Annotated in this window: 27 protein-coding genes; 11 read left to right on the forward strand and 16 right to left on the reverse strand. The window is 32.7% G+C overall.

What is annotated here, in order from left to right; translation table 11 throughout:
• Positions 1–2: 2 nt before the first annotated feature.
• Positions 3–905 (reverse strand): glycosyltransferase family 2 protein, encoded by a 903-nt coding sequence (locus IMCC3317_RS21240; RefSeq protein ID WP_160131479.1) that lies wholly within the window; start codon positions 903–905, stop codon positions 3–5.
• Between IMCC3317_RS21240 and IMCC3317_RS21245 the strand changes: the two genes are divergently transcribed.
• Entirely contained in the window at positions 880–1,575 is a 696-nt protein-coding gene (locus tag IMCC3317_RS21245) for a class I SAM-dependent methyltransferase (RefSeq protein ID WP_228054871.1), read from the forward strand. The genes IMCC3317_RS21240 and IMCC3317_RS21245 overlap by 26 nt on opposite strands.
• Positions 1,576–2,532 carry a hypothetical protein gene (locus tag IMCC3317_RS21250; RefSeq protein WP_160131480.1) on the forward strand — a complete coding sequence of 319 codons (957 nt, stop codon included), beginning with the start codon at positions 1,576–1,578 and terminating at the stop codon, positions 2,530–2,532.
• A 258-nt stretch (positions 2,533–2,790) separates the two neighbouring features.
• Here the strand turns inward: IMCC3317_RS21250 and IMCC3317_RS21255 are convergent, their stop codons facing one another.
• Together IMCC3317_RS21255 and IMCC3317_RS21260 are read right to left on the reverse strand one after the other, a co-directional pair.
• On the reverse strand, positions 2,791–3,858 hold the full coding sequence (locus tag IMCC3317_RS21255; protein ID WP_160131481.1) for a glycosyltransferase family 4 protein: 1,068 nt from the start codon (positions 3,856–3,858) through the stop codon (positions 2,791–2,793).
• A gap of 1 nt (position 3,859) precedes the next feature.
• Positions 3,860–4,615, reverse strand: a complete 756-nt coding sequence (locus tag IMCC3317_RS21260; protein WP_160131482.1) for a glycosyltransferase family 2 protein — start codon at positions 4,613–4,615, stop codon at positions 3,860–3,862.
• A gap of 396 nt (positions 4,616–5,011) precedes the next feature.
• On the opposite strand from IMCC3317_RS21260, the gene IMCC3317_RS21265 reads away from it, so the two are divergent.
• Entirely contained in the window at positions 5,012–5,740 is a 729-nt protein-coding gene (locus IMCC3317_RS21265) for a polysaccharide deacetylase family protein (protein ID WP_160131483.1), read from the forward strand.
• A 179-nt stretch (positions 5,741–5,919) separates the two neighbouring features.
• On the opposite strand, the gene IMCC3317_RS21270 is transcribed toward IMCC3317_RS21265, so the two are convergent.
• Positions 5,920–6,657 carry a glycosyltransferase family 2 protein gene (locus IMCC3317_RS21270; protein ID WP_160131484.1) on the reverse strand — a complete coding sequence of 246 codons (738 nt, stop codon included), beginning with the start codon at positions 6,655–6,657 and terminating at the stop codon, positions 5,920–5,922.
• 50 nt (positions 6,658–6,707) lie between these two features.
• Between IMCC3317_RS21270 and IMCC3317_RS21275 the strand changes: the two genes are divergently transcribed.
• A complete protein-coding gene (locus tag IMCC3317_RS21275) occupies positions 6,708–7,526 on the forward strand; it encodes a glycosyltransferase family 2 protein (protein ID WP_160131485.1) in 819 nt (272 codons plus the stop codon).
• 88 nt (positions 7,527–7,614) lie between these two features.
• On the opposite strand, the gene IMCC3317_RS21280 is transcribed toward IMCC3317_RS21275, so the two are convergent.
• The 3 genes from IMCC3317_RS21280 to IMCC3317_RS21290 form a co-directional block, all read right to left on the reverse strand.
• On the reverse strand, positions 7,615–7,998 hold the full coding sequence (locus IMCC3317_RS21280; protein WP_160131486.1) for a hypothetical protein: 384 nt from the start codon (positions 7,996–7,998) through the stop codon (positions 7,615–7,617).
• A gap of 254 nt (positions 7,999–8,252) precedes the next feature.
• On the reverse strand, positions 8,253–8,822 hold the full coding sequence (locus IMCC3317_RS21285; RefSeq protein ID WP_160131487.1) for a class I SAM-dependent methyltransferase: 570 nt from the start codon (positions 8,820–8,822) through the stop codon (positions 8,253–8,255).
• Position 8,823: 1 nt separating this feature from the next.
• Complete coding sequence (locus IMCC3317_RS21290) at positions 8,824–9,888, reverse strand: glycosyltransferase family 9 protein (protein WP_160131488.1); 1,065 nt, start codon at positions 9,886–9,888, stop codon at positions 8,824–8,826.
• 136 nt (positions 9,889–10,024) lie between these two features.
• Here IMCC3317_RS21290 and IMCC3317_RS21295 point away from each other — a divergent pair, with 136 nt between their 5' ends.
• Positions 10,025–10,783, forward strand: coding sequence for a lipopolysaccharide kinase InaA family protein (locus tag IMCC3317_RS21295; protein ID WP_160131489.1), 759 nt, complete (start codon positions 10,025–10,027; stop codon positions 10,781–10,783).
• 432 nt (positions 10,784–11,215) lie between these two features.
• Here IMCC3317_RS21295 and IMCC3317_RS21300 read toward each other — a convergent pair whose 3' ends face one another.
• Positions 11,216–12,031 carry a 2,3,4,5-tetrahydropyridine-2,6-dicarboxylate N-succinyltransferase gene (locus IMCC3317_RS21300; protein WP_160131490.1) on the reverse strand — a complete coding sequence of 272 codons (816 nt, stop codon included), beginning with the start codon at positions 12,029–12,031 and terminating at the stop codon, positions 11,216–11,218.
• A 431-nt stretch (positions 12,032–12,462) separates the two neighbouring features.
• On the opposite strand from IMCC3317_RS21300, the gene IMCC3317_RS21305 reads away from it, so the two are divergent.
• Both IMCC3317_RS21305 and IMCC3317_RS21310 read left to right on the forward strand, forming a co-directional pair.
• Positions 12,463–12,639: a hypothetical protein gene (locus IMCC3317_RS21305; protein ID WP_160131491.1), complete on the forward strand. Its 177-nt coding sequence runs from the start codon at positions 12,463–12,465 to the stop codon at positions 12,637–12,639.
• Positions 12,640–13,327: 688 nt separating this feature from the next.
• Positions 13,328–13,522, forward strand: a complete 195-nt coding sequence (locus tag IMCC3317_RS21310) for a hypothetical protein (protein ID WP_160131492.1) — start codon at positions 13,328–13,330, stop codon at positions 13,520–13,522.
• Between the two features lie 38 nt (positions 13,523–13,560).
• On the opposite strand, the gene IMCC3317_RS21315 is transcribed toward IMCC3317_RS21310, so the two are convergent.
• Positions 13,561–14,733 (reverse strand): acyltransferase family protein, encoded by a 1,173-nt coding sequence (locus IMCC3317_RS21315; RefSeq protein WP_228054873.1) that lies wholly within the window; start codon positions 14,731–14,733, stop codon positions 13,561–13,563.
• Between the two features lie 98 nt (positions 14,734–14,831).
• Positions 14,832–15,260 (reverse strand): hypothetical protein, encoded by a 429-nt coding sequence (locus tag IMCC3317_RS21320; protein ID WP_160131493.1) that lies wholly within the window; start codon positions 15,258–15,260, stop codon positions 14,832–14,834.
• A 262-nt stretch (positions 15,261–15,522) separates the two neighbouring features.
• Between IMCC3317_RS21320 and ruvX the strand changes: the two genes are divergently transcribed.
• The 3 genes from ruvX (at position 15,523) to IMCC3317_RS21335 (ending at position 17,009) form a co-directional block, all read left to right on the forward strand.
• Positions 15,523–15,930, forward strand: a complete 408-nt coding sequence (gene ruvX, locus IMCC3317_RS21325; protein ID WP_160131494.1) for a Holliday junction resolvase RuvX — start codon at positions 15,523–15,525, stop codon at positions 15,928–15,930.
• Between the two features lie 7 nt (positions 15,931–15,937).
• Positions 15,938–16,528, forward strand: a complete 591-nt coding sequence (def, locus tag IMCC3317_RS21330) for a peptide deformylase (RefSeq protein WP_160131495.1) — start codon at positions 15,938–15,940, stop codon at positions 16,526–16,528.
• Positions 16,529–16,592: 64 nt separating this feature from the next.
• Entirely contained in the window at positions 16,593–17,009 is a 417-nt protein-coding gene (locus IMCC3317_RS21335; RefSeq protein WP_160131496.1) for a DUF5606 family protein, read from the forward strand.
• A 74-nt stretch (positions 17,010–17,083) separates the two neighbouring features.
• Here IMCC3317_RS21335 and IMCC3317_RS21340 read toward each other — a convergent pair whose 3' ends face one another.
• Positions 17,084–17,581, reverse strand: a complete 498-nt coding sequence (locus IMCC3317_RS21340; RefSeq protein ID WP_228054875.1) for a hypothetical protein — start codon at positions 17,579–17,581, stop codon at positions 17,084–17,086.
• Positions 17,582–17,740: 159 nt separating this feature from the next.
• The gene (locus tag IMCC3317_RS21345; RefSeq protein ID WP_160131497.1) at positions 17,741–20,446 is read right to left on the reverse strand and encodes a pentapeptide repeat-containing protein; all 2,706 of its coding nucleotides are present in this window, start codon (positions 20,444–20,446) and stop codon (positions 17,741–17,743) included.
• A gap of 185 nt (positions 20,447–20,631) precedes the next feature.
• Here IMCC3317_RS21345 and mazG point away from each other — a divergent pair, with 185 nt between their 5' ends.
• Positions 20,632–21,405: a nucleoside triphosphate pyrophosphohydrolase gene (gene mazG / locus IMCC3317_RS21350; RefSeq protein WP_160131498.1), complete on the forward strand. Its 774-nt coding sequence runs from the start codon at positions 20,632–20,634 to the stop codon at positions 21,403–21,405.
• A 323-nt stretch (positions 21,406–21,728) separates the two neighbouring features.
• Here mazG and IMCC3317_RS21355 read toward each other — a convergent pair whose 3' ends face one another.
• The 4 genes from IMCC3317_RS21355 to IMCC3317_RS21370 all read right to left on the reverse strand — a co-directional run bounded on the left by IMCC3317_RS21355 (position 21,729) and on the right by IMCC3317_RS21370 (position 26,713).
• Positions 21,729–23,870, reverse strand: a complete 2,142-nt coding sequence (locus IMCC3317_RS21355) for a DUF349 domain-containing protein (protein WP_317172558.1) — start codon at positions 23,868–23,870, stop codon at positions 21,729–21,731.
• 125 nt (positions 23,871–23,995) lie between these two features.
• Positions 23,996–24,757 carry a shikimate dehydrogenase family protein gene (locus IMCC3317_RS21360; RefSeq protein ID WP_160131499.1) on the reverse strand — a complete coding sequence of 254 codons (762 nt, stop codon included), beginning with the start codon at positions 24,755–24,757 and terminating at the stop codon, positions 23,996–23,998.
• On the reverse strand, positions 24,732–25,769 hold the full coding sequence (locus IMCC3317_RS21365) for a DUF368 domain-containing protein (protein WP_160131500.1): 1,038 nt from the start codon (positions 25,767–25,769) through the stop codon (positions 24,732–24,734). Before IMCC3317_RS21365 ends, IMCC3317_RS21360 begins: the two co-directional genes overlap by 26 nt.
• Positions 25,766–26,713, reverse strand: a complete 948-nt coding sequence (locus IMCC3317_RS21370; RefSeq protein WP_160131501.1) for a DUF368 domain-containing protein — start codon at positions 26,711–26,713, stop codon at positions 25,766–25,768. Before IMCC3317_RS21370 ends, IMCC3317_RS21365 begins: the two co-directional genes overlap by 4 nt.
• Positions 26,714–26,733 lie beyond the last annotated feature (20 nt).

The following is a 26,733-nucleotide window of genomic DNA, read 5'->3' on the forward strand; positions in this document are numbered from 1 at the left end:
GATTAAAATCGAATTTGCTGTTTTTGTTTCAACGATTCAGACAAATGTGCACCTTTCCAAACCAACGAAAGCATAAACCATTTTTTAGGTTTGATGAGGAAACTCAAACAATAATACATCCGAATAAAAAGATACTTTGCGTACGAGTAATTTTTTCGAATTACATACATATGTGACAACATTCCTTCTTTGCTAATTGCCTCAGAAACGCCTGTGCTGACGCCTTGATAATGCAGTATTTTTGCTTCTGGAATTAACACACTTGTATAATTATGCTGTCTCATGCGGAAACAAATGTCCATTTCTTCAAAATAGAGAAAAATATTAGTGTCAAATCCGCCAACTTTCTCAAAAATATCGCGTCTAAAAAACATAAACGCACCGTTTACGAAGTTTACTGAAATAGGTTCGGTATATTCTTTTTTGCGTTTTGGAAACTGCTTTGACCAATTTTTTTCTAAGAAACTTCTACCTAATAACAACTTTCTGATTCCTTTATCATGATCGAACGAAATCACATGTTTATTATGTTCGTCGTAGTTTTGAGCAGTTGTCACACCAACTTTTGGATGTTTTTCCATATAGGAATGCAAAATTGACAAACAATCATTTTGCAACATTGCATCATTATTCAAAAACAAAATATAGGTTCCGTTGGTAAATTGTGCACCAAACATATTTCCGCCGCCAAAACCAGTATTAATCACACTTCTATGTAAAGAAACATGTGCGTGTTTTGGGAAATTTTCTTCTAAATGTAAAAAATCTTCAAGTTTGGAATTATTATCAACTACAACAATCTCATACGACAACGATTTGTCTGTGAATTTAATAACGGAAGCTACACATTCTAGCGTGTATTTTGCCGTGTTGTAATTGATGATAACAATAGAAATATCTTTCATAAATGCAGTTGTTGAGCAAAATTACATAATTTGGATTGAATTTTATACTTTTGCGCAAACACAAACCACAATTATGGGACTTCGATCAAAATTAAAAAAATACCTTTTACATAAAAGATTACCAATGGAAACCTATGTTCCTATCAAAAAAACCAAGCCTGAAAAAATGGTGGAAATGGTTACAGCTTGGGCTGGATTGGAATTAATTATTGAAGATATTTTGGAGCGTTTCAATATTGGTCGCGATTCTTGTATCGAATTTGGAGTGGAATTTGGCTATTCTTCCGTTGTGTTTTCAAACTATTTCAAAGAAGTAAAAGGAATTGATATTTTTATCGGAGACGAACATACAGATCATAAAGGAGATCATTACGATAAAACTAAAGCTTCGTTAGCGGAGTTTACAAATATTGAATTAATCAAGTCAGATTACCGTGATTGGATTCAAAAAGATACAAAGCAATACAACTTTTCGCATGTAGATATTGTTCACAATTACAAAGAAACCTACGAATGCGGATTGTGGGCAGCACAACATAGTGAATGTACTGTTTTTCATGATACAGAAAGCTTTCCAGAAGTACGACGTGCAGTAATTGACATTGCAAAAGCGACAGGAAAACGCGTGTACAACTATCCACATTGCAACGGATTGGGAATTATTGTCTAATTGAATTCTCCTAAAAAAATACTCATCATTGCGCCTTTTGCGTTCGGTTACACGGCGCATATTCAAAAGGCTTTACAACAATATAAAACTATTGATGCGGAGATTTTATACCTAGATCAACCTGCATTTTCATATAAAAATACGTTTCACAAAGCGCAGAATTTCTTTTCGAAATTGTTTTTAGGAAAGAACTTGAAAAAGACGTTTGTCACGGATAGAATTAAAAAATCAATTGAAAAACTGGGCAAACAAGATGAAATTTTTATCATTCGTCCAGATATATTATCTGATGACTTATTGAATTTCATAAAAAGCTTCACAAACAAATTCATTGCGTATTATTACGACAGCACACGCCGTTTTCCACGAAAAGTAGATCTCATTCCAATGTTTGATAAAATATATAGTTACGATCGTTTAGATGTGTCAACATATAACTTGTCTTTTTTGACGAATTATATTTTTGAAGAAAGCAATCATGTTAAATACGACTATCAATTCTTCAACATTTCTACGAATGATTATCGTTTTCCATTGCTTGAAAATCTAGCAAACTATTTGAAGCAACACAAATGGACTTACAACATTCAGGTTTACAACGGAAGCGAAATGCCTGCGGAACATGTGGAAATTATCACGACGCAGAAATCAATTTTAGAAGTTTCCGAGTTGATTCAGAAAGCAAAAATCATTGTGGAAATTCAACGAACGGAACAAGTTGGTTTGTCATTTCGAATCTTTGAAGCGTTAGGACATCGTAAAAAGTTGATTACAACCAATAAAGATATTGTAAACTACGATTTCTATCATTCGCAAAACATTCTCGTTGTAGACGAAAATAACATAGAAATTCCCGAAGATTTTGTGACTTCTCCATATATGGAAATTGACGAAACAATTCTATCAAACTATAAAATTGAAAATTGGGTGAAGCCGATTTTTGGGGTTGCGAAGTGACGATTGTTCATTTATTCAAGGCGTCAGTTCGAGTTGAGTCGAAGACGAAGTATCGAGAACTAATTTGAAGTAAAAAAGGTATTTTAATTATAAAAGGACTTCTCGATACAATTTTCTTCATTTCATTCAAAAAATTACTCGAAGCGACGAAAGACCCAAAACCCAAAAGTAAAGCGACCTAAAGCAAACTAGATTCAGCTTCCCACAACGGTGATTTTTCAATCTTTCAATCTTTGAATTTTTCAATCTTTCAATTTATTAAATCAAACTCCGATACACATCTTCATATTGCTTCGCAGTTGCATTCCAATCAAATCTTTTTGCACGTTTTATGTATGCTTTTTCATAGCTTTCTTTGTTGTTTTCAAACGTATGCATTCCTTTTTCAAAAACTTCAGCCATATATTTCGGATCGTAATTTTCCCAAAAAAATGCGTGCTCGCCACCAATTTCTGGTAACGATGTATTGTGTGATAAAAAGACAGGTTTTCCGAATCGCATGGCTTCAATTGGAGGAATTCCAAAACCTTCTCGCAACGACGGAAATACAAAAGCAGTGCAATTTTGCAGGTAATATTGTTTGTCTAAATCGTCAATTTTGCCTGTAATTAGCACACGATCTTGTAAATTGTGTTTCTGAATCGTTTCTGCGAGTTTTCCGCTTGCGTATTCTGTAGTATTATTTCCCGAAAGGATTAAATTAAAATCGGGGAGAAGTGCCAACATTTCTACTAATGTATGGAAATTTTTCCGTGGAGTAAATTCGCCAATAGAAAATAAAAACGGTCTTTTAGAAATTTGTTTTGGTTGATGATTTTGAGGAAGTGTGACTTCACGAATCGGATTTCCGTTATAAATCACGTATTCAGGAACGTTTGGAACGTCAAAATGTTCATGCGTAGACGCTTTTGCAAAATTTGAAATATATGTAATTGCGCTACTTCGTTCTAGCTTTTCGCGAAAACGGACATTGCGTTCGTGATTCATATCGCTCGATTCTTCTTCAATGAAATTCACATCATGAACCGTCAACAAATACGGAATATCGTGATATGGTTCAATCTTTATATTTTGATTCAGCGAATGCCATAAATCATACTTTTTACGAATTCGTAACAATGGATATCGCCGAAATGATTGATATTTTTTATAATCAAAGTAATTTCCAAATTCGTTTTGTAATTTACTGAGGTTTTTCGCGTGAAGCGTCATTTTAAAATCATCAATTTCAGCTTGATACAGTCCTTTTATCAAATGATAATTAAACTGTCCAAACCCAAAATGTAGGTTTTTAATATTGTGAGATTCTAAAAAAACGTTCTTCATTTTAGTCTATTTTTCGGTACATAGTCCATAATTGCAAATAGCGTTTAAACACTGAAAACGCATGCACATAACACAAAATAAATCCTTCTTTTCCATCCAAAAAGCCAAAGCGCAAAAAATATTGGTGAATAAAACGATAGAAAGGTCTAAAAATAAAATGATACACATTTGGACGTACATTTTTCTTATATAATGCTTCCGCTTGCAAACGACTGTAATGACTTAGTTTTTGATTGTAATTGTCAAAATTTTTATACGTTTGATGCGCAACAGCATGTTCTAATAATCCAATATTTTCGGTAGTTTCAATCGTTTCATGAACAGGTTTTCCGTTGTAACGACAATAATTTTTGTGAAACAATCGCACCGAAATATCAGTTTGAAAACCACTATATTTCATTCGTTTTCCCATGAAATGGAAATCACGTTTAACACGATATGCTTTCTCTGGATTTGCTAAATTTACAGTAGAAATAATTTCGTCAGCTAATGCTTTCGGAACTTCTTCATCCAAGTCAAAAAAGACAATCCAATCATTATTAGCTTGATCGATGGCAAAATTTTTCTGCTTCGAAAAATCATCAAATTTGCGTTGAATCAGCGTGACATTGTATTTTTTGGCAAGTTCTACAGTTTTATCAGTACTAAACGAATCCACGATGATAATTTCATCGGCAAAGGAAAGTTGTTGAATATAGTTTTCAATATGATCTTCCTCATTATATGTAATCGCTAAAGCACTAATTTTTGTGTTCATATAAAGATTCAGCTACTTTTTTTCCGTTGAAAATGATATTCTACGAACAAAAGTAATAATTTTACGAGGATTTAAGTAAATTAAAAGATTTAAGAATTTAAACATTGAAAGATTGTAATTCTTGAAGCGTTCAAAATAAGATTCTCGATACAAATTTTTATCTATTTCGGTTGTAACCGATAGGATAAATAAGCACTCGAATTGACGCTTTTAGAAATCAAATTACGTCATGCTGAACCACGTGCGGAACTTCTACACTGAGCGAAGCCAAAGTGTGATTCAGCATCACATAAGAAGCTAAAACAGTTGATATATAATTTAATAAACATCTCGACTGTACTAAATGCAACATTGAATTTTTGAATCCTTGAATCTTTGAATTTTTAACAAAAACCTATGCCAAAATTACCAATTTTAATGTATCACGGAGTTTCCACAAAAGCTTCTGAAAGTAAAAATTTAACGATTTCTACCGAAAATTTAGAAGCGCAATTCCGCTATTTAAAAGAAAACGGATATACAAGTCTGCATTTTAGAAAATTGCAAAACATGAAATCAACCACTGATTTTCCTGAAAAAGCCGTGATTATTACATTCGATGATGTCTACGTAAATCAATTGGAATTGGCATATCCGTTATTGCAAAAATATGGATTGAAAGCAAGTTTCTTCATTCCTTTCAAATACGTTAATGGAGTTGACGAATGGAATACTGGAAATGAAAAATTGATGTCTGTTGCGCAATTAAAAAGTATGGACGAAGCTACGATTGAATTGGGTTTACATTCGTTTTCGCACAAAAAATACCACGAATTATCTACTGAAGAAATTGATGAAGATTTCGAAAAATGCAAAGAATTTATTGTTTCTAATCAGTTGAATGTGAGTAATATATTGGCATATCCGTATGGGAAATATCCGCGAAAAAATCCTGAGAAAGATGTGTTTTTTAACTCCTTATTAAAACATAAAGTTGCATTCGGATTGCGAATTGGAAATCGGGTAAATACATTTCCTTTCAAAGATAATTACGAAGTACAACGTATTGATATTAAAGGAGAAGATTCTTTATCGAAATTCAAGTCCAAATTGCGGTATGGGAAATCTCGCTTCTTTTTGTTTTAGTATTAAAAGACAAAAGAGTTCTTTAGGGAAGAACTCTTTTGCTAATACTAAAAAAGGGTAATGTATTTATAAAAATACACTGCTCAAAACTACAATGAAATTGTTCAGCAGTTTGATTTTTTAGATAAATGAAAGGGAATTCGTAGACGAATAGTAGTAGTATGATCTTTAATCAAGCTTTACTTGATTCCTTTTTGAAGTAAAATCAATTTTACATAGCGTGAAAAAACGCCATACGCGTTAATTCCGGCGACAGCCAAACCAGGAACGCCATCCATAAATCCACGTTTTACAATATATTCATGGAAAAAACGGTACATAGGTTTAAAAGCCAAATGAAAATACGTGGCTTTTTTACCTTTTTCCAACATGCGTTCTGCTTGAAACCACGCATATGTATCTTTTTTGCTGATATAATGTAATAAACCTTTATATGTGTAATGAAGGACTTTGTTTTTTAACTGTCCAACAGTTCCGTCAACAATCAATTTTTCATGCACATTTCCTTCAAAATGACACTTTTCACGAATAACCAAACGCGTTACATCGTTGTTATGATGATACAAAAAACGATTCATGTAAAAGTGCGGAAAATTCAATTTATACGCTGTATGATTTCCCGAATTTATCGCGGCAATAATCTCTTTTTGAAGTTGATACGTTATGCGTTCGTCTCCATCTAAAAACAAAACCCAATCGCACGTAGCAAATTGCAATGCATGATTTTTTTGATTGGAAAAATTATCAAACTTCCTAGAAATTACGTTGCAATTATGTGCTTCTGCAATCGCAACTGTTTCGTCTGTACTAAGTGAATCGATCACAATAATTTCATCCGCAAATTGCACCGAATACAGAGCATCTTTTAGATACAAAGCTTCGTTATACGTTGGAATTATGACAGATAGTGTTGGCATGATAAATTTAAAACACAAATTTACTAAAAAACTTTATATTTGCAGTCTGTATGACAACAATAGACACTTCCATAATTATAAGTACGTACAACTCTCCTGAGTGGTTGGCGAAAGTTTTGCACGGATATAACAATCAAACGTATCGATTGTTCGAAATTGTAATTGCTGATGATGGTTCGAAACAAGAAACCATCGATTTAATCGAAAAAATAAGCAAAGAAGTCTTTTACCCAATTGTGCATGTTTGGCATGAAGATAACGGATTTCAGAAGTCACAAATCTTAAATAAAGCCATTGTAAAATGTAGTTCGCCATACATCATAATGTCGGATGGCGATTGCATTCCGCGCGCGGATTTTGTAGAACAACATGTAAAGCAGCGTGAAGAAGGTTTTTTCCTTTCGGGAGGATACTTTATGCTTCCAATGAATATTTCAGAACTTATAACCAAAGAAGATATTTACGAAGGCAATTGTTTTGATGTTGCATGGTTGAAGCAACACGGTTTAAAAACTTCCTTTAAGAACAATAAATTGACTTCGGCTGGCTTAAAATCTCGCTTTCTAAATGCAATTACACCAACAAATGCAAGCTGGAATGGACATAGTTCTTCTGGTTGGAAAAAAGATATTGTTGCCATTAACGGATTCGACGAACGCATGCAATATGGCGGACAAGATAGAGAACTCGGCGAACGTTTATTCAACTACGGATTAAAAAGTAAGCAAATTAGATACAGCGCGGTTTGTGTACATTTAGATCATCCGAGAGGTTATAAAAACCAAGAATCGATTAATAAAAACTTAGCGATCCGAAAAACTACGAAAGACGAGAATAAGAAGTGGACGGATTTTGGAATCATCAAATAGTTGTCAGTTATCAGTTGTGAGTTTTTGTCATTCCTGCGAAGGCAGGAATCCATTCGTTATGCAGGGTTTGAGTTTTTAGAATATTTTCTTATTTAAACTGCTCGTGATATGCTTTCACATGATGCGAAAATTCTTCTTCGTAAAAAGGATATGAAATACCATAAATTGAAATTTCAAATGCAAGTTGATCAGAACCCGTTATTTGATTCCCAATACCTATAATTTCTGTATTTTCTTCAGATTTTACTATTAAATTTTTAATTGTTGAAGTGTCTAGGAATTTTTCTTCTGGATCATCACAAACCAGTTCTATTGCGTGTTCATTGCAAAATTTTTTAAAATAATCGTATCCAAAATGATCAGATAAAAAAGTTATTTCACCAAAAACAACGCCCATCGGCGCATCAGCTTTTTCAAGGAAAGTAGTTCCAATTTTAATGTTTTTTAGAAATATAGAATATACTTTTTTCATAAGATGAACTTTCTAACAAAATTAACAATCAAACATAGAAAAACTACTTTGATTTTATACTATTCATCGATAGTTCTGCTGAGTTTACCCAAGCACAATTTTCTGTCGAAAATCATTCCAAATGACGTTTTGTGTATGTGAGAATTAGAACTTCAATCTATATTTCGTCAAGCTGAACTTTTACATTGAACAAAGTCGAAATGTGATTCAGCTTCCCACAACTAGCTAAAAATTTAAAATTTAGCATTCAACACTTATAATTTATATGCTCCAACTTTCCAATACGTTTTCTCTTCATCCGTTTTTACCGTAGAAAAATCGAGTTGTTGTAGTTTTTCGAAGTATTCCCAACAACCAATTCCTTCACGGTAAATAGAGACAATCAAAATTCCGTTTTCTTCTAAATGTGATAACATTCGGTCAAGAACGTGTTGCTTTTCAGTTTCATGTACATAATAAAATGCTTCATTAAAAATTATCACATCAAACTTACGCGTTGGTTTATACGTGTGAATATCCGCAGTGACAAATTCGGCTTTCGGAAAGTTTTTGGTTTTTGCTTTTTGAATCGAGACATCGGAAAAATCCATTCCTAAAAAATAACTAAACATTTCAGCATCTAAATATTCGTTTAAAACGCCTTCGCCAGCACCTAAATCAAGAATACTTGGTTGTTTTTTTCCGTGCGATTTAATAAAATTGATAATCGTATTGTAACGAGAAGCTTCAATCGGATTGCGCAAATTGTCCCAACGCCCTTTTTTATATTGCTTATTCCAACGTTGTTTTCTGCGCCAATTATGAAATTTATCTATGATATTCATGCTATTTTTTTAAGTGTAACGCTAAAAATTGTTCCAACTTCGGAATAATCATTTCAGGTGTTAATTGTTTGTATAAATCATGCGGATTTTCTTCAATTTTCTTGCGTTCTTCAAATGTAAACGTATCAAATAAATCGGGTTTTTCCTCTAATAAATGAATGGATTCGTGTTGTTTCCCATCTTCAAAACTCGCCCAATGATCTTTATTTACATACGGAGAAAATATCGTAAACGTTTGTTTGTTCAACGCTTTCGCAATGTGAACTATTCCACCTTCATTCGCAACCATTAAATCGCATGCAGACATTAATCGCACAAAACCGCGAATACTATCTTCATAAATGTCCAAAATAATACTTTGCTTATTCGCGCAAAGCTCATAAATTTTATCTGCTTCCACTTTTTGATTCGGCGCATAATTAAACAAAATATGAACTTTATAATTCGAGGTAATATAATCAACCAATTCGGCAATGTATTCGTACGGCATTGATTTTTGTGGTGTACTTCCTAAAATGCCCAACATCAACACAGGATGTTTGTAATTGTCAAGTTTTTTATAATTTTTTTCAGCTTCCGTTAGTGTGATTTTTGGTTCGTAATCAGGATTCTTCAACGGAAAAACCGACGTAATCAAATTGATTCGATCTTCAATTGCTTTTCCACAAATTTGTGTTTTTTCGTCTAATAAATTAATCGGATGCGAATAGAAGTGAAGCGGTAATTTTTTATGTTTTCGTTTATTTCCAATTCTGTATGCAGCTTTTGAAAAATAACAAATCAAGCGACTTTGCAATTTGGAATACGGATCAAAAATGATATCATACTTAGCTTTTCGAATTTTGAAAATCATTTTAATCAAATTTGGAATCTTTTTCAGTTCCTTTTCATTGATCGGAATGATGTTATCAATATTCGGATTGTTCTCTAAAACGCCTGTGGTAAAGTCATACGCCATAAAATCTACACGACTTTCGGGGAATACTTTTTTAATATTATTCGCAATTACAGAACTTATCAAGACATCTCCAATACGTTTATTCTGTATAATTAATATTTTTTTCATGTAGTATAATTGATGAAACAGGCAATATGTGCAAAATATTATTTTTTCGGGGTTTATTAAAATTTCATTTCATCTATTTATAATTTTTATTTTATTTCTGTCAATTTCACATATCTTTGAAAAATAACTTTATAGTATGCAAATCGTACATATTCACGCAAAATATCAAGATAAAAGAGACGAATTACTCGCTTTTATCAATGCATTTGAAACCAACGGTGAATATGTAACTAAAGGCGAACGAAACGTAATTAAATCGTTTAATTTACAAGGCGAAAAGATAAATGTGAAATCGTTTCGTGTGCCGAAAGTATTCAATAGTTTTGTGTATAAATTTATCAGACCTTCAAAAGCAAAACGTTCATTTGAATATGCAGAAAAGTTATTGTTGAATGCCATAAAAACGCCTTTTCCAATTGCGTATGTGGAAAATTATTCCGCTTTTGGCTTGAAAGAAAGTTATTATGTGAGTTTACATATTAACTATGATTTCGATTTTCGCGCGTTAATTCACGATCCATTATTTAAAGATCGCCGAATTATTTTGGAACAGTTTGCCGAATTTTGCTTTCAGTTGCATGAAAATAACGTCAACTTTTTAGATCATTCTCCAGGAAACACGTTGGTTGTAAAACGAGACAATAACTATGATTTTTATCTAATCGATTTGAACCGAATGAAGTTTGAATCCATGAATCTTGACAAACGCATGGAAAACCTAAAACGTTTGTGGCTTTCCAAACAAATGGTTCATATTATTAGTAAGCGTTATTCAGAACTTGCCAACAAACAACTCTACGAAGTACAAGATGTATTACTCAAACACAGTACGAAATTCAAGCGGAAAATTAATCGCAAAAAGTATTTGAAGAAGAAATATTTGAAGAAGAAGTAGTTTTTTAGTATTGAGTTATGAGTTATGAGTTATGAGTTTGGATTCGCTCTGCTTTTGGATCGCTTACGCTCTTAGATTTTTAGACTCGCTTTGCTTTTGGAATATTAGTATCGCTGTCGCTTTTGGAAACGACTTTGCTTTTAGTATCACTACGCTTTTGGTATTTTGGTATGTGAATTATTTACATATTAGATAAACTTATAAACCTTTCAACTTTTAAACTAAAATTTTACTGTTAGACTCGCTTTGCTTTTGGTCGCATCTAGATATTTTCGATTTTTATTCATAAAAAAGCGGACTGAGAAAATCTCAGCCCACAATTATATATTTTCTAAACTTCGACTCCGCTCAGTTTACTTTGTCCAATAAGTCCAACAATCCAAGCTAGTCTAACAAAGTCCAACGATCTAAGTAGCCTGAGGCACTCGAAGGCTAAACCGCTACATCATGTTCGCGCAAAGCATCATTCAAAGACGTCTTTTTGTTCGTACTTTCTTTACGTTTCCCGATGATTAATGCACATGGAACTTGATATTCTCCTGCAGGAAATTTTTTCGTATAACTTCCCGGAATTACCACTGATCGAGAAGGCACAATTCCTTTCATTTGAATTGGTTCATCGCCAGTAATATCTATAATTTTTGTAGAAGCTGTCAACACAACATTTGCGCCTAAAACGGCTTCTTTTTCAACCCGAACGCCTTCCACGACAATACATCTGGAGCCAATAAAAGCATTATCTTCAATAATAACTGGTGCCGCTTGCAAAGGTTCTAAAACGCCACCAATTCCAACGCCGCCAGATAAATGTACGTTTTTACCAATTTGCGCACAACTTCCAACAGTTGCCCACGTATCAACCATAGTTCCAGCGTCAACATATGCGCCAATATTTATATAACTTGGCATCATAATCACACCTTTAGAAATGTACGCGCCATGACGTGCAATCGCATGTGGAACAACTCTGATTCCTTTTTCGGCATATCCTCTTTTCAGTGGAATTTTATCGTGAAATTCAAAAATTCCAGCTTCCATCGTTACCATTTTCTGAATCGGGAAATATAAAACGACTGCTTTTTTAATCCATTCGTTCACTTGCCAACCAGTTGAAGTTGGTTCTGCAACGCGCAATTCTCCAACATCCAATAAGTCAATTACCTTTCGAATTACGGCTTGTGTATCCGAATTTTTCAATAATTCTCGGTTTTCCCAAGCGTTTTCAATGGCTTCTTTTAGTGCGATCATGTATCTGTGTTTTTAGTAACTTTTTATATATTTTTTGGGCGTGTCCTCCGAAAAAACGGAGGTCAGGCTATTCGCTGTATCTTTTTGGTTCATTTCGATAGCTACGCTAGGTATTATCAATCAAAATGTATTTTGATTTCAATAATGCTCAATGTGCCAAAAAGGATGCCGCTTCTATCCTTCACGCGTGTGCTGAATAGCGTGGAAGTGCAAATATAAAATCTTCCAGAGAATATTTAGACAAAAAAGAAATATCTAACAGATTCTATCAATTTTAGAAGAAATTTATGGTTTTTAAACAGTTTGTTATTTGTTAAGAATCATCTAGTAAATAAGCTACTCTAAATTTATAAATGCCGAGAATCATTTGTTGTGTATTCAATTTAGTTAACATAATATTGAGTAATACATAACCACAAAAACTTTATGCCATGAAAAAAAGAAATCTTAAAAATTTGAACTTAAACAAAAAATCTATCTCTAATTTAAGTAAAAACGAAATTAAAGGAGGAACAGTACTAACAGCATTTTGTTGGTCAAATCTTTCATGTCCATCTTTAACCTGTTCAGAAGGTGTTGTATGTGATTTTATAAAAGAAAAACTCTAATAACCTGAGTTCGATATAAAATTTCAGAGTTTTTTTTGGCTTTTCCGCAGTATAGCAGGGATTTTTCGTTAAGAATTTTCGAATCCTTGGAGAAAATTTAGAAAAAATCATGCGGTTTTAGTTTTTCCCTAAAAGAAAAACTAAAAATACCTCTGGAAAAGCGCACTTTCTTTTGTTTCTTTTCTTTGTGCGAGCAAAGAAAACGAAAATAATGATATGAAAATGAGACACTTATTACTTATTGCGAAAATGTGTTCAAAATTTTATTTGAGTAAACTTATGTCGAACTCACGTTAATAGATTAAGAAAAGTAAGCGTTTCGACGTTCACTTTTTGTTTTTATACTCGTATTTTAAAGCTCTTTGTTTCTAATTAAGTAACAAATAAACAAAAGGAATCAAGCCTGAAACTGCTACAATTTATACAGTTACCTCTTGTTATACCAATTATTATTTAAAAGGAGCCTAAAATAATTTGAATTATAGTGTTTCCAGATGAAATAGAAAATCAAAGCATAGCATCGTTACGGTTTTATTTTATATTGAAATATGGGCGCAATAGAAACAAATTATTAGGTGCATTTTAAGTGATAATTGGTATTAGTCATTTTATCTTATTCAACTATCAATTTTACAAACGGTGGAATATGCTCATCATTAAAATTTAATTAACCATAAAACTTTATACCATGAAAAAAAGAAATCTTAAAAATTTAAACTTAAACAAAAAATCTATCTCTAATTTAAGTAAAAACGAAGTAAAAGCAGGAGCCGCTGCAAGTGTACCGACTCTTACTGTACTTTCTTGTTGGTCATGTTTATCTTGTCCATCTTTAACATGTACCGAAGGTGTAATATGTGATTATATTAGAGATGAGATGTAAATTTTTAATAAATTAAGAAAAAGTGAACGTTTCGGCGTTCACTTTTTGTTTTTAGCATACTTTCTTCCATTCAAAAATTTCCCGATAAATGTGTTTCGAACGAAAAAATGATACGTTACAAAACAAATTACTGTAGTTAAAAATGTGACTAATAAAAACTTTGGAATGGCTCCAATAGGTAACTTCCAGACTGCAATTGGTAAGATAATCGTTAGTGGTAAATGAATTAAATATACCCAATATGAAGCATCTGAAATGTAACGCATCCGCGCGGAATGTTTACTTCCGTACCGAATGAAAAGTCCTGTGATTCCGAAAATAAATAACCAAACAATCAACGCGCTAAAAAGAATTAAGAGCGAAGAATTACTCGTTGGTTTCAAGTCTAATCCTGAATATTGAATAAGCACACCTTGACTTATCACTAATATAATTCCGAGAATTACACACAACCAATCGTAGTGCATAATTGTATCTAAATGTTGTTTCGACTTGTATAAAATCCAGCCGACTATATAGAAAAATAGATAACAAATAAAGGTTTCAGCATTCGGAATTAAAGAAGTTGAAGCTGCAATCATTGGTGTTTTTAAAACTGAAAGTATCGCAAACATGATTCCTGAAAAAAATACAATTCGTACGAATGGTTTCTGAATAATCCAATCAAACACTTTTGTAATTTTGGAAGTCACTTTTGGGATTCTTTTCATGAGTAATGCCAGTAAAACTGAAAATCCTGTCGTATAGATTAAGTAATATAAAAACCATAAATGCGCCGTTCCATTTGGTAAGTAGCTGGAGATTTCAGTAAAAGGAGCAATTGCTTTCGCGAAAGCATCTGGCAAACCGCTAAACGCAAAATTTGAATATCGAAATACAAATCCAAGAATTGGCGTTAAGATTAACAGAAATACAACAAACGGAAATACAATTCGTGACACACGATTTTGAATCATTTTGAATGGTTTTCGCTCGTAAAAAAGCATCGCACCAAAAAAACCTGCAATCAGAAAAAAGATTGGCATTCGAAAGGAATGTATCAACAAAACTAAAAAATCGGTGGCAATATGTGTAGATTCAGGATCTTTTAAATTCCAAACTTCACCATGATCTGTTACATTATACGTCACTGCGGAATGCAACAAAATGCCAAGCAACATCATAATGGCGCGTAAAGAATCTAGGGAATGTATGCGTGTGGTTTTTTCCAAGAATTTGGTATTAGCTTTAAATTTTGACCAAGTTCCTGTTTTTTAATGAAAATTGATATACTTGTTGAGAAATAATTTTGTTTAAATTGAAAAAATATCTAATCAAAAAAATCTTTGTCAAACACATTGCTTTTTGCGATTCTAGCAAGTGGAAGTAGTACAATGATGATTATTATATCAAGAATGAGTAGTGTGAGAAGTGCTGTAAATATATTTACTCCTTCACTATTATTATTATCAAACATTGGTGTGATTCCATAAAATATTGAATCAATAAATATGGCATTGAATAATATTAAAATCACTACAACTATTTCTATTAAGGCTTTATATATAGCTGTAATAATGCTAGTTGCAATAGCATAAATTATCATTGTAGTAAAACTTGTAACAATGAAAACAAGTACTTTTTTCCAAAAACCAAAGCTGGAAAAGGGTTCAATTTTATTCATAAAAACAATAAAAATAATCGCTGCTATAAAAAGTGTAACTTGGAAAACTGACGATGGACCTGGTTTTTCTGACATAATTAATTTAATTAAAGTTTTTTAATAAAATTAATAAGCAAATTTTGAAATTCATAACGGTTTCCCGTAAAGACATACATTTTAACAATCCAACAATCCAACAATCCAACAATCCAACAATCCAACATTTCGACTTCGCTCAATGCAAGCAATCCAACATTTCGACTTCCCTCAATCCAAGTAATCCAACATGTCTAAAATAATAATTCCGCCAATCTTTATTCACATTAAAATATAAACCTTATTTTTGCCAAAATTTTATATGGCTCGTATTCTAGCAATTGATTATGGAAAGAAACGAACGGGAATTGCCGTTACCGACGAGATGCAACTCATTGCTTCTGGTTTAACGACAGTTCGTACGCACGATTTGATTCCATTCTTAAAAGAATATGTTGCCAAAGAAAAAGTGGAACTGTTTTTGGTAGGAGAACCGAAACAAATGAATTATGAAGCTTCCGAAAGTGAAGTCTTAATTGTAGAATTCATTCGATTGTTAACCAAAGCAATTCCAACAATTCCAATAAAACGTGAAGACGAACGTTTTACTTCAAAAATGGCGTTTCAAACCATGATTGATAGCGGATTGAAAAAGAAACAACGTCAAAATAAAAGTTTAATAGATGAAATAAGTGCAACGATTATTTTGCAATCTTATCTATACAAATAATACGAATATGATAGTACCAATTGTCGCTTTTGGCGATCCAGTTTTACGAAAAGTATCCGAAGATATTACACCCGAATATCCAAATTTAGATACGCTGCTCGAAAATATGTTTGAAACCATGTACAATGCGTATGGTGTAGGATTGGCAGCACCACAAATAGGATTGCCAATTCGTTTGTTTATGATTGATGCGACTGGTTTTGCAGAAGATGAAGAACTAAGCGAAGAACAACGTAAACAATTAGAAGGCATGAAAAAAGTGTTTATCAACGCAAAAATTACTGAGCGCGATGGTGAACCGTGGGTTTTCAATGAAGGTTGTTTGAGTATTCCAGATGTTCGTGAAGATGTTTTCCGTCCGGAAAGTATCAAAATTGAATACATGGACGAAAACTTTGAAAAGCATGTAGAAGAATATGATGGTTTGGCGGCAAGAGTCATTCAGCATGAATACGATCATATCGAAGGAATTTTATTTACTGATAAACTATCTCCACTAAAAAGGCGTTTATTAAAAGGAAGATTGACAAACATTTCGCGCGGACGCATAAAAGTAGATTACAAAATGCGTTTTCCTGATGCCAAAAAAATACGATGAAATAAAATGATGGGAAACGTACAATCTGTATATTTGCCATCCTAAATTTAGAAAAAAATAGACTATGGGTTTAGATAAAATATTAGCGATTTCTGGGAAACCAGGACTTTATGAATTAAAAAAACAAACACGTAATGGTTTTGTTGCAGAATCATTAACTGATGGAAAAAAAATCTCTGTAAGTTTACGTCATAACGTGAGTTTACTTTCTGAAATTGCTATTTATACGCAAACGGAAGAAGTTCCATTAGCACAAGTTTTAGAAAAAGTAAAAGAGAAAGAAAATGGTGCAATAACGTCTGTAAATCATAAAGAATCAAAAACAGTATTAGCAAATTATTTTTCAGAAGTATTACCAGATTACGATGAAAGTAGAGTATATCCAAGTGATATTAAAAAAGTAATTCAGTGGTACAATTTGTTACATTCTAAAGGAATGACAGATTTCTCTGTGGAAGAAGTTTCTTCAGAAGAAGAATAACACACAAGTACAAAGTTTAGTCATAAAAAAATCCAGCAATTTGCTGGATTTTTTAGTTCTATAAAAGTGTAAAATTACTTTTTCTTAATCACTGAATTTGCTGCTTTTGCAACTGCGTCAGTGTATTTTTTGTCTGCACCTTCTTCAACCATTCCGATAAACATAATACATGTTTCAGCATCGTACTCTACACAATAAATCGTATTATTCAACGTTGTTCCTTCTGCTTCGCTTGTACCAGTCATATACAAAACCTTCACGCCATTAATTTCTTTTTCACCTCTATCGGTTACTTTAAATTTATCCGTTTCGTTTTCGTTCATCTTCTCTTTAGAAGCTGCATACGTTTCAGGAACCATCATTGTCATGATCACTGCTTTTGGACTTTCAGAAACATACGTATTTGGAGTAACAGCTGTAAAAAGTGTTTCATCGACATCGATGTCAACCTTTTTACTCATCATTTCCATCACTTTCTTAGCTTTCGCCTTGTCTTCTTCAGTTCCTGCCCCTTGTGCTTGCACATTGAATCCTACGAATAGAATACATAGTGCGATTAGTGTTTTTTTCATTGTTATTTTAGTTTTAAGATTTCAAAAATACGAAATTGAATATTATTTTTATTAAAATCCTGTATTTATATGGTTTAGGAGTAGACATAAAGTGTGCCAAAAAACGGTTTCAGCTTTTCTACTATTTTTTTTTGATTAATTTATTTTAACTAAAAATTTTCATTCGAATAATTCATTTCCAATAATTGATGTATTCTTAGTTAATTTTTCGTCTGGAAGCGAATCTTTAATTAATTTATCTAAATTATTTGGAGCAATCATTTTTTCACACAAATACAAATCTACTTTACTCATATTTGAAATTTCTGTAAAATTGCAATTTTCAAAACTCGCACTTAAATAGAAACACTTTAAAAAATCTGTATGTGCGAAATCACATTTTTCGACAATAATACTAGAAAGATTACAGTTGATCAAAGTGCAATATGAAATGTCTGTATCATATATCATAGCATACGAAAAGTCAATTCTGTGCAATTCAGAACTATAAAAATTTGATTTAGTGATAGATGCATTTTCAAATGATGCACCTTGTAAAGAGCAATATGATAAATCGGTATGGTTTAAATCAACTTCATGAAAATTCACACCTTTCAGGTTTGAATGACTCAAATCTTGGTAGGACAAATTATAATACAAATGCCGTTGCGAAAGTGACCATTTTAACAATTGTACAAACGTATCTTTATATTGTGATGGAATATAATTTTTGTCAATATCTAAATGTGAAAAAATTGTCCAAAAGCCATAAAAAGTATTGATTGCGCTTTCAATTTGAGGACTTTTTTTTCGATTCGAATCGTGAAAATTTACATTCAAAAAAGAATTAAAATATAGCTGTAAACGTTCTTTTAAATCGTTTTTGAGTCTAATATCCTTTTCATTCTGAATCAACTCAATCAAATATTCAGTAACTTCTTTTGATATAATTTTACTACTCAAAATGTCGCTGATATGTTCCAATGCATCTTGCCAAGTATCAATAAAATATTCACCGTTGGCACGTTTATCAATTAATTCTAAAAACCCATGCCAAACCTTTTCAGCGACTAAATATTCCTGTAAAGATTTGTGTAAAAATTCAATGGCATAATTGCTACTGTCTTCTTCCACAGTATCTGTTTTTTTTCGTTTCACTTCTTGAAAGTAGAAGGAAATCATAATACTTTTCAAAGAATCTCTTAAATTATCTTTTTCAAGTTTATTTAAAAAACTCTGTGTAGCTGGTAATTCCTCCAAATCTTTTTTGCGAATATATTCGTAATCACCTTGAAAAATGGAAAGCGCAATATCTCTAATATATCTTCGTAAACTCGTTTTAGTAAGTCCAAGTAAATTATCAATCTGTCCTTTCTTTTCCCACTTTCGTCCAATTAAAGTATCAAACAATTTATTGTAAATATCTGTCCTGTTGGAAAGTGCATCGTAATCAATTTCTACTTTAGAAATTAAATGTAACAAAATAGGTTGGCGAATCAACTCGGAAACATGTTCAATATTTTGGTTGATGTATTCCAATTGTTTACTATCTAAGTTAGAATCTGGATGAAATAAGCGATACTTTGCAACCCATTCTTGCTGACGTTCAACATCAAACTCATTCAGCGAAAGAACAATGAATTCGTTCTTTTTCAAGCGCTCTAAATTTACATAACCGTACCGAGAAGTGATAATGAATTTCGTGTTAGGTAAAAGCGTAGAAGCATTTCCCAACTCTCTACAAAATTCATCAATATCATTACTATTTAAACCTTCTTTCATATACAATTCGTCCAAACCATCAAGTATCACAAGGTTTTCTTCTTTGCGCTCAAACTCTATTTCAAAAATATCAGCAACAAAAGAAGAAATAACCTTGATTGGATTATTGATTAATTCTTTAGTCTCAGAAATATTACGAAGTTTAATAAGATAATAATTTGTGTCAAGCTTTCTTCTTTCTTCTATCAAATTATACAACGTTCGGTAACACAAAGACGTTTTTCCTTGTCCAGGATATCCAAGAATCATCAAACAATTGGCTGCAGCATTTTCAAGCGTGTTTTCATCTTGAATCTCATTTTCTGTGTAATCATAAATGAGGTCGTGCACATTTCGATAGTTTCCCAAACTCCAAAAAACTCGTTCATTATGATACCGGTTTTTTTGCTCTTCTTTGGTAAGACATTCTTTAAAAACGGAAAAATCTGGAGCGACATATAAATTTGCTAATGTCATACCATTTTGATCGCCTAAGATTGTTGAGGTGTAAAACTTTGTTAAGTACAGTAAATAGAGTTCTTGAGATTTTCTATGTTGCGTAAAGTTTTTGAAAGGATCATTTTTATAAACTTGCCCAATTGATTGATAGTAATAATCTTTAGAACTTCGTTCCTTAATCATAGCGATATATAAAAGCCTTTCAAAATTGAATGTTAAATTACCAGCGAATAGTTTTTCAACTCCTATGGTAATCATGCATTCTTGAAATAGAGTTGTAAAGTTTTGTATAAATTCATTTTTTTTGTAATTATAAAAAAAATCAAAATCAATTTCTATTTCCAACCTTTCTAAATCCTCTTGTAGTGGTTTGGTGCAATTGATTTGTTTTGCAAAATTTATGTTTGAGAATAATTCTTGGTTAGACCAGATAATATGATAGCAAACTCTTTCCAGAGAATTGAAAATTAATCCATATACTTTTTTTTCATCAAGTTCAGCAACTTTTATGACATTCACATTGAAAAAAGTCGAAGCTATTTCATCTATCGGTTTAGATGGATTGTCTTTAACAAGCAGGAAAAGATTTTTAAAAAATCCTTTTTCGATCTTAAATTTTCGATTATAATAGGCAATGGTTTCTTTTGGTATAATATTTTCAATCATAAATAACGTGAGAATTTCATCTAAAATAACCAAAATAAAAATCGTACCCAATAAGACTTTGACAAACAACACTTTTCTTAGCTATACCGTTTTATTTGAACAAAAGTGTAAATGTCAGTTTTGATAGAATGAAACATAAAGATTCTTATTAAAATCAGTAATTTTGTCATTCTTAAACGAACCTTATGAATTCCAGAAAAGCACAAGTAGAAGCCTTTGATCGTTTGTTAACTATTATGGACGAATTGCGCGCGCAATGTCCGTGGGACAAAAAACAAACGCTCGAAAGTTTACGCCATTTAACGATTGAAGAAACGTATGAGTTAGGCGACGCAATTCTGGAAAATGACTTAAATGAAGTCAAACAAGAACTCGGCGATTTACTATTACACATCGTATTCTACGCAAAAATAGGAAGCGAAACGAACGATTTCGATATAGCAGATGTTGCAAACGGAATCTGTGAAAAACTCATCAATCGTCATCCGCATATTTACAGTGATGTTGTGGTAAAAGATGAAGAAGAAGTGAAACGGAATTGGGAAAATCTGAAACTAAAAGAAGGAAAAAAATCGGTTTTACAAGGCGTTCCAAAAAGTTTACCAGCATTGGTAAAAGCAAACCGAATTCAAGATAAAGTTGCTGGCGTAGGATTTGATTGGGAAAAACCCGAACAAGTTTGGGAAAAACTAGAAGAAGAACTGGAAGAATTCAAAGTAGAAGTTGCAAAAAATGACAAAGAAGCAATGGAAGCCGAATTTGGAGATGTATTATTTTCGATGATTAATTACGCACGTTTCCTCAAAATAGATCCTGAAAATGCATTAGAGCGCACAAATAAGAAATTCATAAAGCGTTTTCAATACTTGGAACAAAAAGCCGCTTCGCAAAACAAACAACTCGTAGATATGACGCTTGCTGAAATGGACGTTTTCTGGGAAGAAGCTAAGAGGTTGTAGTTTTCAGTTGTCGGTTATCGGTTTTCAGTTTTGAGTTGATTTCGCTTTGCTCAATCATTTGTTCATTTGTCTATTTGTTTGTGATCTGTGTTTAAAATAGTGTTTCCGTCAAACCAAACTTGATTTGGTTTCACATAACCGTGAGCCATGATTTGGTGTGAAACTGCACTTCGACTCCGCTCAGCACTCGGAATAAAAATCAAAAAAGCCGTTTAGTTTTAACTAAACGGCTTTTGTATATATAAAATATTCTATAATTTCATAACTCATAACTCATAACTCATAACTCATAACTGAGCATCGAGCAGAGCGAAATGCGAAATCTACAATGATCGCAACTGATCCAATTTCCCTTTCCAAGTTTCTAACGCTTTCTTATGTCTATCAAGATCTTGGTGTACTTTTTTCAACATTGGACTGTTAGAAGACGAATTGGAGAAAAACTGTAAATTATTTTCCAACTGACGAATTTCGGCAGAAATCTCATCCGTTTTTCTACGAATAAAAATCTTCTCAGAATTAATCTTTTCTGCATCTAAATTATCTAATCGATTGCTATACTTAATCAACTCAGATTCTTGCTTGTCAATATCCAATTTCTTGAACAATCCGTCAATAACTTTATTGAACTTATTATCAATATTTTTCTTGCTAAACGGAACACGACCAATGGATTTCCATTCGGCAATTTTTTCCTTAATCGTTTCAATATCTTGTTTCGTATCGCCCGATAATTCTAGGGTTTCCATTGCTTCTAACAACGCTTTCTTTTTCTCTAAAGCTTCTTCTTCCTCTTTATTAGCTTCGTTTTTCTGTGCGTGTAACTTGTCAAAATAGTGATTACAAGCATTTTTAAATTGCTTCCAAACCTTGTCAGAAATTTTCTTTGGCACATGTCCAACCTTTTTCCAATCGGCTTGCACTTTCTTCATTCTTGGCGTCGTATCATTCCAATCGTCGTTATCTTTCAACGATTCTGCCAACTCAATCAACGCTAATTTCTTCGCTAAATTATCTTGTTGTTCTTTCTTTAAAGACTTGTAAAACGTATTTTTATTCGCATTAAAATCACGAACAGCATGCTTAAATTTTGACCAAGTTGCTTCGTTAACTTTAATCGGAACTTTTCCTGCTTTGAAAAATTCTTCACGTAACTTTTCAATCTCTTTAATCTTATTCTGCCACTGATTGTGAACTGTATAACTTCCAGTAGAAATAGCATTAATCTTCTCGATAATTTCTTCCTTTACGACTAAATTCTGTTCGTAAACCTTATCAATATTTTTAAAATAATCTTGACGCCTGTCATGAATTGACTTTGTAGCTGCGCTGAATTTATTCCAAATGTCTTCACGTAATTCTTTTGCAACAGGACCAATATCTTCTTTCCAAAGTCTGTGTAAATTTTGCAATTCGCGGAATGCGTGAATCACATCATTTTCCTGCGCTAATTCTTCAGCACGTGCTACAATTTTTTGTTTTTCAGTATAATTATGTTTAAAATCTAAATCGCGAAGATCTCTATTCAAGTGTAAAAAGTCGTAAAAACGTTCTACATGATGATGATACGTTCGCCAAACATTATTGTATTGCGTTTTCGGAATAGAACCCGCAGTACGCCATTCTTCTTGAATTTTCTTAAATTGTTTATACGTTGTGTTGATGTTTTCTTCCACATTCAACAAACCTTTCAATTCTTCAATTAGTGCTAAACGTCTTGCTAAATTGGCATGTAAATCTTTCTCTAAACTCTTATAATAATCTGTGCGTTTGCTGCGATATGCATTGTACGCGACGTTAAATTTTCCTTTAATTGGCAATGAAAAATGGAAGTCAATAATATTACCGCCTTCCGCTAAAAAGTCTTCTTTACTTTGTTCTAAAACTTCGTTGAATTTTTGATTGAATTCAGATTTAATTCCATCAACATGATCTTTTATTGCTTGAACCTTCTCGTTTTGCACCAATTTTTCCAATTCTACAACCAATGCTTCCATAGTCATAGTATCATATTCTAGCACAGGAATTTCGTGGCGTTTATTAGCACTTTCATCTTCCGAATCTTCGGCAACGCTTTCACTGACTTGCTTCACAGCTTCTTGATGTTCCTCTATCGTTTGCTCTGATTCATCTGCAACTTGTTCACTTTCAACTTCAGCAGTTTCTACAACAGTTTCATTTTCAGTGTTTTCAGCTTCAACTTCATTCTCACTTTCAACTTCAGCAGTTTCTACAATCGTTTCATTTTCAGTAGTTTCAACTTCATTCTCGCTTTTAACTTCAGCAGTTTCATCTTCGGTAGCTTCAATTTCCGCTTCAACTTCATTTTCAGTTTCTACAACTTCTTCACTTTCAGTGTTTTCAACTTCATTTTTAGCTTCAGTAGCTTCAACTTCATTGGTTGATTGTGATTCTAAATTTCCTTCTGCGTTTTGCAGGTTATCATCTTTTTCTTCTAACATCATAAAAATGTTTGGGTTCGTTTCGTTTCTTTTTCTAGCTTTAAAACTCGAATATACTAACAACTAACAAAACGACAAAGTTTTACAGATGAGAAACCTCCATAATCGGCGTAAAAAAGGTGGGTTTATTAAGAATTCCATATTTTCCAAGCTTTTTCTGCTTGAAATTCTAACATTTTGGAACCATTTACAATTTGAGCGCCTTGTAAGCGTCCGAGTTTCAGAAAGGTAGTTTCGGACGGATTGTAGATTAAATCGAACAATAAAAAGTCTTTAGAAACATATTTATACGGAATATCTGGGCAATCTTCAATTTTTGGAAACGTACCTAAAGGCGTACAATTCACAATTATTGAATGTGATTTCATGATTTTTTCGCTTAAATCTTGATAGGATATGGATTGATTATTTTTCGGTTTCCGAGAAACATATTTATACGAAATATTCAATTCTTCAAACACAAATGCAATCGCTTTTGATGCGCCGCCAGTTCCTAAAATTAATGCTTTTTTATGATGCCTTTTAAGATGTGGTTTGATTGATTTTTCGAATCCGTAACAATCTGTATTGTATCCTTTTAGACTTCCATCTTTTTGAATTTTAATCGTATTTACAGCACCAATTTTTTTTGCTTTTTTGTGTAAATCATCTAAGTACGGAATTACCGTTTCTTTGTACGGAATTGTTACATTCATTCCTTTGATTGTGGTGTTTTTTTCAAAAATCTTAGGAAAATCTTCAATAGATGGAATATCAAAATTTACATATGAATAATTAGCTAGTTTTAGCACTTTAAATTTCTTCGTGAAATATCCTTTTGAAAACGAGTAGGAGATATGTTTTCCGAGCAATCCGAATAGTGATTTAGACATTTTTTGTTCGTTTTCCATACCAATCTATAGCTAACACTACTGAAATTCCGATGCCAATAAAAAATACAGCAATCCACGTTTCGCTTGCAGAAATATCAGGAATGAGTCGTTTGTAATTTTGAATAATTTGCTTTCCGTTTGAATCTTGCAAATAGACGCCAGCTTCGTTTACTTTGTAAATGGTTTCTTTCCAAGGCCAAACTACGCCAAGTGAACCAGAAATAAATCCAATAATTATTGCCGTTGTGATATTTTTGTAATGTTTTAAGACATAACTTAAAAGGTGCGATAATGTAACCAATCCGACAGCAGAACCTGCAGTAAATACTGCTAAAATCTTTAAATCGATAATGCGTTGAGAATCGCTAGTAAAAGAAAAATCGCCACGAACTATATCTGAAATTGTGTCATATAATGCATTTACAGAATCGACCAATAATAATACATAGTTTCCGAGTAATATTAAGATAAACGAACCAGAAAGTCCAGGCAATGTCATTCCTGAAACACTGATAATTCCACATAAAAAGACAAAACCTAAATGATCATTTTTCATTGCAGGATTCATCAAACTAATGGCAATTCCAACAGAAATTCCAATCAGCAAACTTAGGATTGTAGTTCGATTCCAGTGGTTAAAATCTTTTGCGATGTAATAAATAGAACCGAGAATCATCCCAAAAAAAGCAGACCAAACATAGAGTTCGTAATGCTGAATGAAATAATCAAGGATTTTGGAAACACTAAAGTAACTGATTAACATTCCCAGAATCAATAAACTTAAAAACCGTCCGTTTATGTATTGATAGAAACCTTTAAATCGTCCGTTAAAAAGTAGTTTGAACGCTTTTCCATTAACGCGTTGCAACGAGAAGATAAATTCTTCGTAAAAACCAGCAACAAATGCTACGATTCCGCCAGAAACACCAGGAACTTTGTTCGCTGCGCCCATAGCCAAACCTTTGACGATAAGTAAGATTTTATCTTTGAGCGTTCGCGTGTTTTGCTTGCTTTTGTTCGTGTTAATCATTCATGATTTTTATTTTTTCGCGTTGCGAATTTTTCCATCATAAAAATAGTCAGAAATCCGATAACCATCAACACAATTGCGAAAAGAAGTTTTGGATCTAAGTTATTTACAGTTTCAAACGTATTTGGTAAGATGCTTTTTCCGTACACATTTACTTCTTCTCCATGCGAATCAACTCGTGTTCCGGTGATTATTTTCCAAGGCCAAATCTTATTTAAAGAACCTAATATGAAGCCTGTTAAAATGGCTAATGTCAGGTTTTTATAGTTGTTGAATAACCATTTTAAGATTTTTGAAAATGATAGTAAACCAATAATTGCTCCAACTGCAAAAATGGCAATGGTTTTAAAATCTCGCTCGTCAATTGCATTCAAAACTGGTTCGTATGCACCTAAAAGTACTAAGATAAATGCACCTGAAATTCCAGGAAGAATCATGGCGCAAATTGCCAATGCGCCAGCAACGAATATAAACCATGACGAATTTACACTTTCTTCGCCACCTGGTAATGTTGTAATGTAGTAGGCTACAATCGCGCCAAGCGTAAAACCTAGAATAGTTTTCCAGTTCCAGCTTTCTATTTGTTTTCCGATGAATAGAATACTTGCAATGACCAAACCGAAGAAAAACGCCCATAATAATATAGGTTCCGTGTTTAGTAAGGTTTTTATGAGTTTTGCCAACGAAAGTATACTGATTCCGATTCCGATCATTAAGGCAAGCAGAAAGTTTCCGTTGAGTTGTGTCCAAGCAGCTTTAATTCCGTCTTTTCGTAAGGTTTTGAAAAGACTCAAATTTACATTGTTGATCGAAGTGATCAATTCTTCATAAATTCCAGAAATAAAAGCGATTGTTCCACCAGAAACGCCAGGCACAACATCGGCTGCGCCCATTGCTAAACCTTTGAATGTAATTATTAAATAATCGAATAGACTTCTATTCATGTGTAGCTAGTTATTAGTTT

The organism is Kordia antarctica, assembly GCF_009901525.1.
GTDB lineage: Bacteria > Bacteroidota > Bacteroidia > Flavobacteriales > Flavobacteriaceae > Kordia > Kordia antarctica.

Bases quoted from the DNA above. Each gene is read 5' to 3' on its own strand.
- IMCC3317_RS21240 (WP_160131479.1), bottom strand. From the start codon at position 905: ATGAAAGATATTTCTATTGTTATCATCAATTACAACACGGCAAAATAC.
- IMCC3317_RS21260 (WP_160131482.1), bottom strand. From the start codon at position 4,615: ATGAACACAAAAATTAGTGCTTTAGCGATTACATATAATGAGGAAGAT.
- IMCC3317_RS21310 (WP_160131492.1), top strand. From the start codon at position 13,328: ATGAAAAAAAGAAATCTTAAAAATTTAAACTTAAACAAAAAATCTATC.
- IMCC3317_RS21300 (WP_160131490.1), bottom strand. From the start codon at position 12,031: ATGATCGCACTAAAAGAAGCCATTGAAAACGCTTGGGAAAACCGAGAA.
- IMCC3317_RS21345 (WP_160131497.1), bottom strand. From the start codon at position 20,446: ATGATTGAAAATATTATACCAAAAGAAACCATTGCCTATTATAATCGA.
- IMCC3317_RS21360 (WP_160131499.1), bottom strand. From the start codon at position 24,757: ATGGAAAACGAACAAAAAATGTCTAAATCACTATTCGGATTGCTCGGA.
- IMCC3317_RS21265 (WP_160131483.1), top strand. From the start codon at position 5,012: ATGCCAAAATTACCAATTTTAATGTATCACGGAGTTTCCACAAAAGCT.
- IMCC3317_RS21255 (WP_160131481.1), bottom strand. From the start codon at position 3,858: ATGAAGAACGTTTTTTTAGAATCTCACAATATTAAAAACCTACATTTT.
- IMCC3317_RS21285 (WP_160131487.1), bottom strand. From the start codon at position 8,822: ATGAATATCATAGATAAATTTCATAATTGGCGCAGAAAACAACGTTGG.
- mazG (WP_160131498.1), top strand. From the start codon at position 20,632: ATGAATTCCAGAAAAGCACAAGTAGAAGCCTTTGATCGTTTGTTAACT.
- IMCC3317_RS21290 (WP_160131488.1), bottom strand. From the start codon at position 9,888: ATGAAAAAAATATTAATTATACAGAATAAACGTATTGGAGATGTCTTG.
- IMCC3317_RS21295 (WP_160131489.1), top strand. From the start codon at position 10,025: ATGCAAATCGTACATATTCACGCAAAATATCAAGATAAAAGAGACGAA.
- IMCC3317_RS21305 (WP_160131491.1), top strand. From the start codon at position 12,463: ATGAAAAAAAGAAATCTTAAAAATTTGAACTTAAACAAAAAATCTATC.
- IMCC3317_RS21245 (WP_228054871.1), top strand. From the start codon at position 880: ATGATAACAATAGAAATATCTTTCATAAATGCAGTTGTTGAGCAAAAT.
- IMCC3317_RS21335 (WP_160131496.1), top strand. From the start codon at position 16,593: ATGGGTTTAGATAAAATATTAGCGATTTCTGGGAAACCAGGACTTTAT.
- IMCC3317_RS21355 (WP_317172558.1), bottom strand. From the start codon at position 23,870: ATGATGTTAGAAGAAAAAGATGATAACCTGCAAAACGCAGAAGGAAAT.
- def (WP_160131495.1), top strand. From the start codon at position 15,938: ATGATAGTACCAATTGTCGCTTTTGGCGATCCAGTTTTACGAAAAGTA.
- IMCC3317_RS21320 (WP_160131493.1), bottom strand. From the start codon at position 15,260: ATGTCAGAAAAACCAGGTCCATCGTCAGTTTTCCAAGTTACACTTTTT.
- ruvX (WP_160131494.1), top strand. From the start codon at position 15,523: ATGGCTCGTATTCTAGCAATTGATTATGGAAAGAAACGAACGGGAATT.
- IMCC3317_RS21365 (WP_160131500.1), bottom strand. From the start codon at position 25,769: ATGATTAACACGAACAAAAGCAAGCAAAACACGCGAACGCTCAAAGAT.
- IMCC3317_RS21340 (WP_228054875.1), bottom strand. From the start codon at position 17,581: ATGAAAAAAACACTAATCGCACTATGTATTCTATTCGTAGGATTCAAT.
- IMCC3317_RS21370 (WP_160131501.1), bottom strand. From the start codon at position 26,713: ATGAATAGAAGTCTATTCGATTATTTAATAATTACATTCAAAGGTTTA.
- IMCC3317_RS21270 (WP_160131484.1), bottom strand. From the start codon at position 6,657: ATGCCAACACTATCTGTCATAATTCCAACGTATAACGAAGCTTTGTAT.
- IMCC3317_RS21280 (WP_160131486.1), bottom strand. From the start codon at position 7,998: ATGAAAAAAGTATATTCTATATTTCTAAAAAACATTAAAATTGGAACT.
- IMCC3317_RS21275 (WP_160131485.1), top strand. From the start codon at position 6,708: ATGACAACAATAGACACTTCCATAATTATAAGTACGTACAACTCTCCT.